Source organism: Lichenihabitans sp. PAMC28606, from assembly GCF_020616535.1.
GTDB classification, from domain to species: domain Bacteria; phylum Pseudomonadota; class Alphaproteobacteria; order Rhizobiales; family Beijerinckiaceae; genus Lichenihabitans; species Lichenihabitans psoromatis.
Map to the genome: position 1 here is coordinate 3,704,887 of NZ_CP085136.1, position 12,142 is coordinate 3,717,028.

General features: G+C 62.7%; 11 protein-coding genes. 3 read left to right on the top strand and 8 right to left on the bottom strand.

Annotated features, from left to right (window positions below; translation table 11 throughout):
• Nucleotides 1-149: 149 nt before the first annotated feature.
• The 6 genes from LGH83_RS17475 to LGH83_RS17500 form a co-directional block, all read right to left on the bottom strand.
• Nucleotides 150-1,160, bottom strand: coding sequence for a zinc-binding alcohol dehydrogenase family protein (locus LGH83_RS17475; protein ID WP_227399729.1), 1,011 nt, complete (start codon nucleotides 1,158-1,160; stop codon nucleotides 150-152).
• 155 nt (nucleotides 1,161-1,315) lie between these two features.
• Complete coding sequence (locus LGH83_RS17480) at nucleotides 1,316-2,131, bottom strand: glycosyltransferase family 2 protein (protein WP_227399730.1); 816 nt, start codon at nucleotides 2,129-2,131, stop codon at nucleotides 1,316-1,318.
• A 226-nt stretch (nucleotides 2,132-2,357) separates the two neighbouring features.
• Nucleotides 2,358-2,891 (bottom strand): hypothetical protein, encoded by a 534-nt coding sequence (locus LGH83_RS17485; protein ID WP_227399731.1) that lies wholly within the window; start codon nucleotides 2,889-2,891, stop codon nucleotides 2,358-2,360.
• A complete protein-coding gene (locus LGH83_RS17490; protein WP_227399732.1) occupies nucleotides 2,888-4,267 on the bottom strand; it encodes a sensor histidine kinase in 1,380 nt (459 codons plus the stop codon). The genes LGH83_RS17485 and LGH83_RS17490 overlap by 4 nt, the downstream gene beginning before the upstream one ends.
• Nucleotides 4,264-4,962, bottom strand: a complete 699-nt coding sequence (locus LGH83_RS17495; protein ID WP_227399733.1) for a response regulator — start codon at nucleotides 4,960-4,962, stop codon at nucleotides 4,264-4,266. The genes LGH83_RS17490 and LGH83_RS17495 overlap by 4 nt, the downstream gene beginning before the upstream one ends.
• Before the next feature lie 1,414 nt (nucleotides 4,963-6,376).
• Nucleotides 6,377-6,781, bottom strand: a complete 405-nt coding sequence (locus LGH83_RS17500; protein ID WP_227399734.1) for a cupin domain-containing protein — start codon at nucleotides 6,779-6,781, stop codon at nucleotides 6,377-6,379.
• Nucleotides 6,782-6,880: 99 nt separating this feature from the next.
• On the opposite strand from LGH83_RS17500, the gene LGH83_RS17505 reads away from it, so the two are divergent.
• Nucleotides 6,881-7,123, top strand: a complete 243-nt coding sequence (locus LGH83_RS17505; protein ID WP_131114734.1) for a hypothetical protein — start codon at nucleotides 6,881-6,883, stop codon at nucleotides 7,121-7,123.
• A 35-nt stretch (nucleotides 7,124-7,158) separates the two neighbouring features.
• Here LGH83_RS17505 and LGH83_RS17510 read toward each other — a convergent pair whose 3' ends face one another.
• On the bottom strand, nucleotides 7,159-8,466 hold the full coding sequence (locus LGH83_RS17510; RefSeq protein ID WP_227399735.1) for an NRAMP family divalent metal transporter: 1,308 nt from the start codon (nucleotides 8,464-8,466) through the stop codon (nucleotides 7,159-7,161).
• 237 nt (nucleotides 8,467-8,703) lie between these two features.
• On the opposite strand from LGH83_RS17510, the gene aspA reads away from it, so the two are divergent.
• Nucleotides 8,704-10,233 (top strand): aspartate ammonia-lyase, encoded by a 1,530-nt coding sequence (gene aspA / locus LGH83_RS17515; protein WP_227399736.1) that lies wholly within the window; start codon nucleotides 8,704-8,706, stop codon nucleotides 10,231-10,233.
• Between the two features lie 23 nt (nucleotides 10,234-10,256).
• Here aspA and sthA read toward each other — a convergent pair whose 3' ends face one another.
• Nucleotides 10,257-11,651 (bottom strand): Si-specific NAD(P)(+) transhydrogenase, encoded by a 1,395-nt coding sequence (gene sthA / locus LGH83_RS17520; RefSeq protein ID WP_227399737.1) that lies wholly within the window; start codon nucleotides 11,649-11,651, stop codon nucleotides 10,257-10,259.
• Nucleotides 11,652-11,819: 168 nt separating this feature from the next.
• Here sthA and LGH83_RS17525 point away from each other — a divergent pair, with 168 nt between their 5' ends.
• Nucleotides 11,820-12,134 carry a DUF2293 domain-containing protein gene (locus LGH83_RS17525; RefSeq protein WP_227399738.1) on the top strand — a complete coding sequence of 105 codons (315 nt, stop codon included), beginning with the start codon at nucleotides 11,820-11,822 and terminating at the stop codon, nucleotides 12,132-12,134.
• Nucleotides 12,135-12,142 lie beyond the last annotated feature (8 nt).

A 12,142-nucleotide genomic window follows, 5' to 3' on the forward strand; every position in this document is an offset into this window, starting at 1 on the left:
CGTATGGCCCGCTCTGATCCGTGCCGCTTCCGGCTGGGCCTGTGCCGGCAATGTCGACCTGCCGCACCCGACCAGAACACGGATCGGCGGCCGATGTGATCCCCGCCGATCACCCCCTCCGATCGGCACGGCTGCCGTGATGGTCCGCCTCAGATGTCGATCAGAGCCTTGATGACGCCCGTCTCCGGCCGTGACCACACCGGGATCTGCCCGGGTGCCTCGTCCAACGGGGCCCGATGCGTCACAAGCGCGTCTGTCGGCACATGGCCGTCGCGCATGGCCGTCAGCACCGTCTCAAAATCGATCCGCGTTGCATTGCGGCTTCCCAGCAGCGAGGTTTCCCGTTTGTGGAACTCCGGATCGTCGAAGGTGATGGCGGATCGGACGATCGAGAGCAGCACATAAGTGCCGCCATGCCCCACATAGCCAAAACCCTGCTGCATGGCGGCCGGGCTGCCTGTCGCGTCGATCACCACATCGAAAAAGTCACCGGCGGTGATCGCGTCGAGCCGGTCCTTGATGTCGGGTGATCCCTGAAAGACCTGATCGACGCCGAGCTTATCCTGACAAAAGGCGAGCCTGCGGTCGTTGACGTCGAGCACTGTGACCTCCGCGCCTCGTGCCTTCGCGAAAATGGCGGCCGAGATGCCGATCGGCCCCGCGCCGACGACGATCACCCGGCTATGCGGGCCCAGGCCGGATCGCCTCACCCCATGCGCGCCGATCGCGAGAAATTCCACCATCGCGGCTTGATCGAGGCTCAGTCCGTCGGCCGGGATGACGTTGCGGGCCGGGACTGCGATGAAGCCGCAGGCGCCGCCGTCCCGGTGCACCCCGAGCACCTGGAGGTTGCGACAACAATTCGTCGTGCCGTTTCGGCAGGCGCGACACTCGCCGCAAAAGAGATAGGGCTCGATACTGACGATCTGACCCGGCGATAATCCGCTGCCGGCCGGTGCTGCGACGACTTCGCCGCCGAGTTCGTGGCCGATGACGCGCGGATAGGCGAAATAAGGCTGGTTGCCGTGGAAGATATGGTAATCCGTGCCGCAGACGCCGACCCGCATGATGCGGATCAAGACATCGTCGGTGTCTCGCTTCGGCTCATCGCGATCGATGAGGGAGAGCCGCCCAGGCTCGTCGCAGCGCAGCGCTTTCATGGTGTCATCCTCCTCGTGCCGCCTAAACCGTTGGCTTGGAGCCGGGATAGTCGGGTTTGAGAGACTGACGCAAGTGCCAAGTGCCGATACCGCCGTGGCGACGACCGTGGATCGCCAGCGGGACGGTCATGACGATGCCGCAAGCGGCGATCGTCCTAAAGGCGCAGTCGCTTGCGGAGGCGCCGGATCACGAAGGGAACGAAGGCTTCCTCGTTATGGTCGCTCGGTGTCTTGAGGACGAGCTCCCGATCGATCAGCATCTGCAGGCCCGTCGCTGCGGCGACCCGCCGATTGAAGGTCAGATGTTCGCACCGTCGCGACGCCGCATCGATGTAGGACCCGAGCGCATAGGCCTCGTTTGGATAGAGGCACAACCCGTTGAAGGCCGAGGTGCATTGGCGGTCGGTGGGCGATGTCAGCAGGCGGCGCTGCTCGTCGATGTGGTCTCTAAAGAAGCGATAATAGGCAAAGAGGTTGGTCTGATGCGATTCGATCTCATCCAGCAGAAATTCGAACGAGATCGAGCCATCCTCAAAGGCAAGAAGATCGTAATAGAGCGGCCGTGACGTCGCCGATACGGCGAAGACGCCTCGATGCTCCAGCTTTGCGATGGCGTTGCTGAACGAGGCGGGGGTCGGCGGCTGCTCGAACGCATTATCGAGATCGACGATGCAAACGAAGCGCGGCGTCCAACTCGATTTCTCGAGCTGTTCCTTCAGATGTTGTCGACCCACCGCCATCCGCTGAAGGCGATCCGGGATCTGCGCCATGAAATCGGTCGAAACCGCCACAAGCCCTCCGGCTTGAGCGGTCCTGAGAAGATCTTTCGTTGCGTCGCGAGAGCCGTTTTCGCCGATGATGGCGGCGCACTGCATGCCGCTGTCCCTCAGCGACGCCATAAAATCGAAGAAGATCGGCAAGGTCTGGGCACAATCCCGCGCCAAAGACAAGAAGACGACGTTCGCTTCCAAAGCTCACCTCGATCGGCCGTTCCATGACCCTCAACGACACGCCGCCCGATGGCGTGAGCGACGTCCGTCCGCACCACCTCAAGCGTTTCGATACAAGGTCGCGCGGCCGCATGCCCATTGGTCATGCGGGTTACCTCTGACGCAACGGGTGGCTGCGCCGCGGTGCAGATTCGAGACTGACGCCACCTGCGGCTCTTTGGAAGCGCGCCTCGTCGGGTCCCACCGATCAGGGCGACGAGGCGGTCGTCTTCCCATGCGCGACGGGATGGTATGCGGACGCGAGCGGGTTCAGACGACGGAACACCCCGGACGGACAGGTGGGGGCGCCGGTCCGATCGATGAGGTGCCAATCCGCCTCGTCGGAACCTCTCAGTTGAATGGCGTAAGCACAGGAGAATGCGCCATTGCCGAAAGCAAAGTTCACGCCCGCGTGGACCGGCATCGCGGCTCCCTGCAGTCCGCCCCGGTCGGACCAGACGTCGCCGCGACGGGTCACGATGAGAAGCGTTGGATCGCTCGCGCTCTTCCAATCACCCGCCAAAGCGCTTGGGTCGAGCCCCGCGACTCCGCCTGCGGGTTCAGCCGCAGAATGAGTTGCGGCCGCAATTCGCAAGCCTGCGCTTCCCGCGGCGCGAATCTCGCGAACTCCGAAGACGGCCGCAGCGACCAGAATGACGCTCGCGAGCGCAACCCGCAGAACGGTGCCGCTTCGAACGCCACGCTTGATCGCGCGCAGGTGACGATCCTCCGGAGGCATCATGACCCGATCGGCTTCAGGGCTTCGATGTCCGGCGCCGTTCGCGCGGCGCGTCGAACGGTGTCGGTGTTGATCGAAGCCAGGGTTGCCGGCGTCTCAGGCTGAACCTTATCCGGCTGGGCTTGGCGTTCGGCCGCGAGCGTGACGATGAAGCGACTTCCGAGCCCCTCATGACTGTCACAGATCACCGAACCCGCGTGATGTCCCGCGATCTGGCGCACGAGCGACAAGCCAAGGCCCCAGCCGCCACCCGCTTCGCTGCGTCCACCGGGACGATAGAACGGCTCGAAAATGCGCTCCCGCTCTTCCGGCGGAACGCCGTCGCCCCGATCGTCGACGACGATCCGGGCCTCGGTGTCGCCGTGGCGCGAGATGACGATGCTGACCGGCGGACGTCCATGTTCCAGCCCATTCTCCAACAGGTTCCGAACCAGACGTCGGAGCAGCGTCTCATTGCCGATGACGTCGACTGGCTCTCCGTCGAGGGTCGCGCCGACCCGTGCGGCCTCTTCGGCCGCGAGGCCGAGAAGATCGATCCGATCCATGGCCCCGATTGTCGCGCCGGAATGATCGAGACGACTGCACAGCAGGATCTCTTCGACCAACTGATCCAATTCGGCAAGGTTTCGGATGATTTCGTCGCGACGAAATTGCTCAGGGTTTCCGACCCAGAGATCGACCGCCATGCGGAGCCGCGTGAGCGGCGAGCGCAACTCGTGGCTCGCATTGGCCAATAAGGCCTTCTGCGATAGCAGCACCGTGTTGAGCCGGGTTGCGGTCGTGTTGAAGGTCCGGGCAACCGACGCGACCTCGTCGCATCCCCGATCGTCGACCCGCACCCAGATATCGCCCTGTCCCCAACGCTCCATGCCGGCCCGGAGATCCTCGAGCCGCCGGGTCAGGCGCGCCGTCAGCGGAAAGGCACCGAGCCCGACCCCCCCGGCCACCACGAGAATGGCCAGCGCGATGCCCCAGATCCGGCTTTGGGCGAAATGCTGCAGGCGAACCAGGACGACGCGGCCGTCCGGTAGATCGATCCGCGTGAAGAGATTCGGACGCCAGTCTGCGTCTTTGCTGGTTTGGGGCGCGGTGATCGGCGTACCACGAGACGCCAACAGCGTCCGGTCGACATCGTAGAGGGACATATCGGACCCGATGTCGTCGCCGAGCCGCTGGATGGTGTCGGCGAGCGCGCCGGCTGGATGGTCCTGCTTGGTCACGAGTTGATCGACGATATGGATCCGAAAGGCGCCCCACCGCTCCTGGGATAGGGGCCCGAGCCACCACCACAAGCCGCCCATCAGCACCGCCACGATGGTCAAGCTGGTCAGCAGCGTCAGGTAGAGTTTCCAGAACAGGCGCTGGTTGATGCGGGTCATGGGGCCACGTCCTGCTTTTTGGCGAAGACATAGCCGCTGCCGCGAACCGTGATGATACGGCGCGGATGTTTCGGATCATCCTCGATGGCCGATCGGATCCGCGAGATGTGGACGTCGATGGAGCGATCGAACGCATCCAACTCCTCGCCTTTCACGAGATCGAGGAGGCGTTCGCGGTTGAGCACCCGGCCCGCGTGGGTCGCCAAGGTTGATAAGAGATCGAATTGATAGCTCGTCAGTGACTTCAGAGTGCCGTCGATGCGAACCGTCCGGGATCCCTGGTCGATCAGAAGGCGACCGAACCGCACATGGGTGTCGGGCTCTTCCGGCTTTCTCTGTCGGCGAAGGATTGCGCCGAGCCGCGCCTGGAGTTCACGAGGATTGAACGGCTTCGGCAGATAATCGTCGGCGCCGATTTCGAGGCCGATAATGCGATCCGTTTCCTCTCCTTTCGCGGTTAGCATCAGGACAGGCACCTGCGACGACATGCGGATGCGGCGCAGTGCCTCGAAGCCGTCGATGTCGGGCAGCATGACGTCGAGGATCACCGCATCGTAAACCGAGTCCGCGATGGCCTCGATCCCATCGAGACCCGTGGCGCGCCCCTCGACGAGATAGCCGGCTTGTGCCAGATAATCCGCCACCATGGCGGCCAAGCGAAGATCGTCGTCGATGATCAGAAGCCGCTCGGCCATGGTGCTCGTCAGTCCCTGAATGAAGCTGAAGAGCATATAAGGGCGGCTAGGTTTCTACGAGGCTGGAGCAAAGTGAAGTTTCGTGAAGCGGGCGCGACGCTTTGAAGGCAAAAGCCGAACGGCTCACTTACCGCGCGGTCGCCAAATGGTCTTCAACCCGCAAGGCTTCTTTACAAAGAGATGGTCGGACCGACACGCAGCGACGCTAGCCTCTCCGGGTAGCCTGCCTTGGGAGACATCACATGCATGCGAGTTTGAGCGACCTCATCATTTGCCTCGCCATGTGGCTTGGCCCGTTTGCAGGCGTCGCTCTCTTTTGGCTTCACGACCAGCGACGGCAGCGTTCCGACCCGGCAGGCGACGACGCGGCAAACAGGCGATCGAGAGATAAATCGTCCGTGTTTCCGTCTCGAAGCGGCTCCCGCATGACGGTTTTGACGAACGGTCAGGCCTTCGATCCTCATTGAAGGGCGGTTGGGATGTCGTCTGTCAGACCGCCTCTGCGGCTCTCTCAGCAACAAGTACCGCGGGCAATCTCGACGGGAGGCCATTCGGTCGCTCCTCGTCGCTCATGCCGAATGGTTGGCTAGCGATCGTTTCGGGCACAACCTCAACAGCGCCAGCCTTTGTCGCGCTGCAGACACCGCCGAGCGTCATGGTGGATATCGCGGAAGCCACGCGGTTCAGGCCAGTCTTTCGATACAGCACCGCCCTAACGGGTCTTGGACACATCACGAGGCCGGTCGATCGCTCAACCGTCACGGTTTTCGTCGGCGCTGTGGATAGGGGCGCGTGGCCGTTGTCATATCGCGGGTCTGACGCTCGACTGCCAGCAGGGTGCCCCGATCCTTAAACTCGAAGCTGACGGCGGCGGCCGTCACCCCCGCGAGCGCTGCGATCTCCTCGCGTGTTTCTGTGACCGTCCCGTTGGCAGCGACGAGCTGTCGAGCGACCTTGAGGATGCGAGCGCGGTCACTGCACAGGTTTGTCCAGAGGTCGTCAGCCGCGGTGCATGATGATGTTTCGGTCAATAGCTTCATTCCCCTCACTTGCACGACAGTAGAGAAGACCTGAACCCCCGATCGTTATTCGATACCCCGACCAATTCAGGTTTCGAGTGCTGTGACACTCCCAATCGCAGCACCACTGACACGATATTAAATAAATTAGTAATTAATTATTATTGCCGTTTTTTCTCAACAATCTATAAAGACGTCGTTTCTGTTAAATGCACAACCCATAATGTTGCAGGCCTTGATCGGTTCCACCGACTTGAAAAAGTCTGCAACGACCTCGGTACAGGTTCGATCTAACAGTTCATACGACAGTGAACTGCGTTGAACGATAGGGGACGTTTGTTGAACAATCCATCGGTCGTGCTCTACCAACCATCGCCCTAAATGCGATGCTGCCGTTAGGTCATCTCGGGGATGAAGTGATAGGAAATATCGGCGAAACAACCCGTTGGGAAAATGTAGAAGAGGCGAAGATCACGGCCCGATTCATTACGAAGGCCATGTTCTGCATTGCCCGGAATAAAAACTGCAGCCCCTGCACTGACGGTCGTCTCGCGCCCCTCGATCGTCAATATTCCGGTCCCCTCGATGATAAAATAAATCTCCGGCTCGGTATGGCGGTGGCACTGTAGACTGCCGCCTCCCGGTAGGATCTCAGCGATGCCAGCGCTCATGCTGTCGGTCGGCGTGATATCGCTGCTGAACAGGGTAAACCACGAGACACTGCCGCGAACGGGATCGTCCCACGACTCGCGAGTCCGGTCCTCGATGCGGGCGATGGTCGGTTGCGACGGATTTTGCATGCTGTGTCCCCCCTGTTGGGATGCGGCAGAGACGGCTTGCGGCTCTCGACCGGGTCCGTGCGGCAGCCTACCGTTGGTGTTTGTAGAAGGGGAGGTTCAATGATGGCGATCGATAAAGTCTGGTCTAGGCTTGCGCTCGCGCTTGTCGTCGGCCTTCTGCTTGCCTCAACGCCGGTTGAAGCCCGCACCATGCAGCAGCGCATGCGGGAGGCTTGTGCCGCGGATGTCGCAATCCTGTGTCCCGACGTGACAAACGATCCCGATCGTCTGAAAGCCTGCATGTTGAACAAGCGGGTGAAGGTGACGCCGGACTGTATGCGTTTGATCGATGCTTCTGAATGAGGCCGGAGAGGAACGAGGTCGAACGTCTGGCAGCATCAGCTCATCGTGGCCAACATGCCGACCGCCGCGAGCCCCATCACCAGCGTCGCGAGCCAACCGACACCTTTCAGGAGCGGCGGCAGGGCGAAGCGCCCCATGATGTCGGCGCGGCTGGCCAGCAACATCATCATGATCATGATCGGCACGGCCACGATGCCGTTGATGACAGCGCTCCAGAACAGAGCCTTGATAGGGTCGATGGGTGTGAAGTTGAGAGCCGCGCCCACCAGCGTCGCCGCCGCGATGACACCATAGAACCCACGCGCTCGTCCCGGCTTGCGGGCGAGCCCCACATGCCAGCCGAGGGTCTCGCCGAGCGCATAGGCCGCGGAACCCGCCAAGACAGGGAGAGCCAACATCCCGGTGCCGATGATGCCGGCCGCGAAGATCACGAAAACAAAAGGACCGGCGATCGGCCTTAGCGCTTCGGCCGCTTGAGCGGAGGTCTGGATATCGGTGACGCCGCTCTGATTCAGCGTCGCGGCCGTTGTGATGATGATGAACAAGGCGACGATGTTCGACAACGCCATGCCGACATAGGTGTCGGTCCGGATCCGGCGGAACTCCGCCTCGGCCTGTTCGGGCGCGCGTTCCAGCGGGCGCGCTCCCGTCCGCTCCTTGACGTCCTCGACCTCCTCCTCGGCTTGCCAGAAGAAGAGATAAGGGCTGATCGTGGTGCCAAGGACCGCAACGATACCGGTCAGATAAGTCGCATTATATTTGATCTCGGGGAGCACCAGCGCATGCGCCACGGTCAGCCACGGCACATGCACCACGAAGGCGACACCCACATAGGCGAAGAGCGACACCGTCAGCCATTTGAGGACCGACACATAGCGCGAATAGCGGACGAACACCTCCAAGAGGACCGACACGACGCCGAAGAGCAGCACGTAGACGAGAGCCGGGCCGCCGATCAGCAGTTGGAGGGCCGCCGCCATCGCGCCGAGGTCGGCTCCGATGTTGATCGTGTTGGCGACGACCAGAAGTGCCACGAGACCATAGAGCACCGGGGCGGGATAGTGGATCCGCAGGACACCCGCGATGCCGCGCCCCGTCACCCGGCCGATGCGCGCGCTGATCTCCTGAATGGCGCACATCAAGGGATAGCTGAACAGCATCGTCCAGCCGATCTGATAGCCGAATTGCGCGCCGACCTGCGAATAAGTCGCGATGCCGCTCGGGTCGTCGTCGGAGGCGCCGGTGATGAGGCCGGGACCCAGGACCTCGATGAGCTTCGGCCGTCGCGGTTGCTTGACGGCGTCCGGAGCATTTGGAGCCGCCGCCTGCACGGTCTCGATCATCGGGCGTCGTTCATCGGGCGTCGTTCATGGGGTATCGTTCATGGGGTCTCGATCATCGGCTTAACTTGCCCACTCCGAGCGTTTCGGTTGCCGGGCGACCAGCGCCGCATGATGCTGCCACGCTCAAGCCAGGGTGTCACGCGCGACGGCCTTTCCGTGCCGTGTCATTTGCCCGTATCCTTCCCGATCGGTCCGCCTTGAGCGGCCCACAGACATCGATAACCGGATGGAACCACCATGACGGATGCGGTTCGGCTCGAACACGATCTATTGGGCGACCGGGAGGTCGCGATGGACGCGCTCTATGGCATCCACACGCTCCGGGCGCTCGAGAACTTCCCCATCACGGGTCTCCCGATCAGCATCTACCCTGATTTTATCGCGGCGCTGGCCAGCATCAAACACGCGGCGGCCGCCGCGAATGCCGAACTCGGGCTCCTCGATCCCGAGCGAGCCACGGCGATCCAAGCCGCCTGCGCCGAGATCCGCGCCGGGCAATGGCACCAACATTTCGTCGTCGATGTGCTGCAGGGCGGCGCCGGCACGTCGACCAACATGAATGCCAACGAGGTGATCGCCAATCGTGCCCTGATGCTGATGGGGCATCGGGCGGGCGATTATGCCACGCTCGATCCGAACGAACAGGTCAACCTCAGCCAAAGCACCAACGACGTCTATCCGACCGCAATCAAATTGGCGGTTCACGCCGGAGTGTTCCGGCTGATCGACGCCATGGCGCTGCTTCGCGCAGCCTTCGACGCCAAGGCGACCGAATTCGCCGACGTGCTGAAGATGGGGCGGACGCAGCTGCAGGATGCCGTTCCGATGACGCTGGGGCAGGAATTCCGCACCTATGCGGTCATGGTGGCTGAGGACGAGGAGCGGCTCCGCGAGGCGGCGGCGTTGGTCTGCGAGATTAATCTCGGTGCGACCGCGATCGGCACCGGCATCAACACGCATCCGGCCTATTCGGCCGTCGTCTGCCAACGGTTGCGGGACCTGACCGGCATTCCGGTCGTGACGGCCGGAAATCTCATCGAGGCGACGCAGGATGCGGGCGTCTTCGTGCAACTCTCCGGCGTTCTGAAGCGCGTCGCCGTCAAGCTGTCGAAGATCTGCAACGATCTCCGTCTCCTGGCGAGCGGCCCCCGCGCCGGCCTTGGCGAGATCAATCTGCCACCCGTGCAGGCCGGATCGAGCATCATGCCGGGTAAGATCAATCCCGTGATCCCGGAAGCCGTGAACCAGGTTGCCTTCGAGGTGATCGGCAACGACACGACGATCACGTTCGCGGCCGCCTCCGGTCAATTGCAGCTCAATGCTTTCGAGCCGGTGATCGCCCATAGCCTCTTCAAGAGCCTGACGCATCTTCGCAACGGTTGCCTGATCCTGCAGCATCGCTGTGTCAGCGGCATCACGGCCAACAAGGACCATCTGCGCCAAAGCGTCGAACGGTCGATCGGGCTGGTGACGGCGCTCAACCCCTATATCGGCTACGCCAATGCGAGTTCCGTGGCCCAGGAAGCCTATCAGACAGGTCGCCTTGTGGCCGATGTGGTGCTGGAGCGTGGACTGCTGACACGCGAGGCCCTCGACGATCTGCTCAACCCCGCCGTGCTGACGCAGCCGCGTGCCGTACAGGCTGCCTACCGATCCGGACCGCCCTGTGCCGCGCCGGCCTCGGGGACGGTCGCGCCGACCGTGCCCGAGGTGCTGGTGGGCGACGGGTCTGAACCGGGCACCGCCGCACCGACCGAGACACACTGAGGCGGCGCCTTCACCGGGTGCGTTCAGGAGCGCGTCATCCGATTCCACGCATCGAGACCCGCGATTTTATAGGCTTCGGCAAGCGTCGGGTAGTTGAATGAATTCTCGATGAAATAGTCGATCGTGCCTTTCAGGTTGAGGACCGCCTGGCCGATATGGATCAACTCGGTCGCGCCCTCGCCAACAATATGAACGCCGAGGAGACGCCGGGTCTTGAGCGAGAAGATCATTTTCATCATGCCGGTTTCGAGCCCCATGATGTGACCGCGCGAGGTTTCCCGAAACCGGGCGATGCCGCATTCGTAAGGGATGCCGCGCTTGCGGATCTCCTCCTCGTTGAGGCCGACCGTTGAAATTTCCGGCACCGAATAGATCCCGTAGGGGAAGAACTCGGGCGGGGGCGGGGGCTCGAGCCCGAAGGCGTGGCAGGCAGCAAGGCGCCCTTGCTCCATCGAGGTCGAGGCGAGGCTCGGGAAACCGATGACGTCCCCGGCCGCATAGATATGCGGCACGATCGTCTGCAGCGTCCGTGGCTCCACCGCGATGCGGCCGCGATGGTCCGTCGCCAGCCCGGCGGCTTCGAGGTTGAGCGTGTCGGTCGCGCCCACGCGCCCGGCCGCGAAGAGCAGCATGTCGCTGATCACGGTGCGGCCGTCGCTCAGCTTGGTCGCGATCGTCGTATCGTCCCGCAGTTCGATCGTGGTCACGGCCGAGCCGAGCCGGAGCGCCACGTTGCGGTCGCGCAGATCATGCACGAACTCCTCGATCAATTCCTTGTCGATAAAGTCGAGAAAGGTCGGGCGTGGCTCGATCAGCGTCACGGCGACATCGAGGGCGCTCATGATCGTCGCATATTCGACCCCGATGACGCCGGCCCCGATGACCGTGAGGCTGCGCGGCAAGCGCTTCATCTCGATGATCTCGTCGCTGTCGAAGACGCTGACGCCGTTGAACGGCACATAATCGGGACGAAACGGTCGCGTGCCGCAGGCGATGAGGATGTGTTGGGCGAAATGCACGCTTTTCTCACCCGCGTCGGTCGTCACCTCGACACTATGCGGATCGACGAAACGCGCCGCACCCCGGACGGTCTTGACGCCATTGCGGCTGAATTGATGCTCGAGGACCTCGACCTCGTGATCGAGCGTCTTGTGAAGGCGCGCCATGAGGTCGGTCGCGTCGATGTCGTGTTTGACCCGATAGGACCGGCCATAAAAGCCGCGCTCCCGCCAGCCCGACAGATTCAACACCGTCTCGCGTAGCGTCTTGGACGGGATGGTGCCGGTATGTACCGACACGCCGCCGACCCGGCGCCCCTTCTCGATAACCAAGACGGATTTGCCGAGTTTGGCGGTTTGCACGGCGGCCCGCCGCCCCGAGGGGCCACTCCCGATCACGATCATGTCGAATTCGTACATGCGGGTCATTCTCGTCGGTCGGAGCGGAGCGGAGTCTTGTCGGACTTGCAAGATCCGATCCCATCCCACTCCATCTGCGGGCTTCATTGCAAGTTGACGACGGTCCGGGCGGATCGAGCGGCAATTTCGGCTTGCCTTGCGGGCCGGCTCGGTTCATCGCCTGCCGTGATGACGCGACAGACCTCTCTCGAAACAGCCTTGCGGCGCTTGGCGCCAGCTCTTCCGGCGCATGAATTTGCGGTGGTGGTCGACCATGCCTGCGGCAGCCCCGCTCTCAAGCGGGCCACGCCCGAAGAAGCCGCGTGGCTATCGCTCGTGGCCTATATCCGGCATCGGATGACGGATTACGACGAGTTGCTGGCCGACCATTATGATGTGGACAGCGCCCGTTATTTCGTCGCGGACGACATGCGCGAGTTTCTGCGTGACTGGGGCGTTCGCCGCGCCTTGGCGCCTGATGGCGGGGATGGCGGCGGCGCCTGATCGGGACC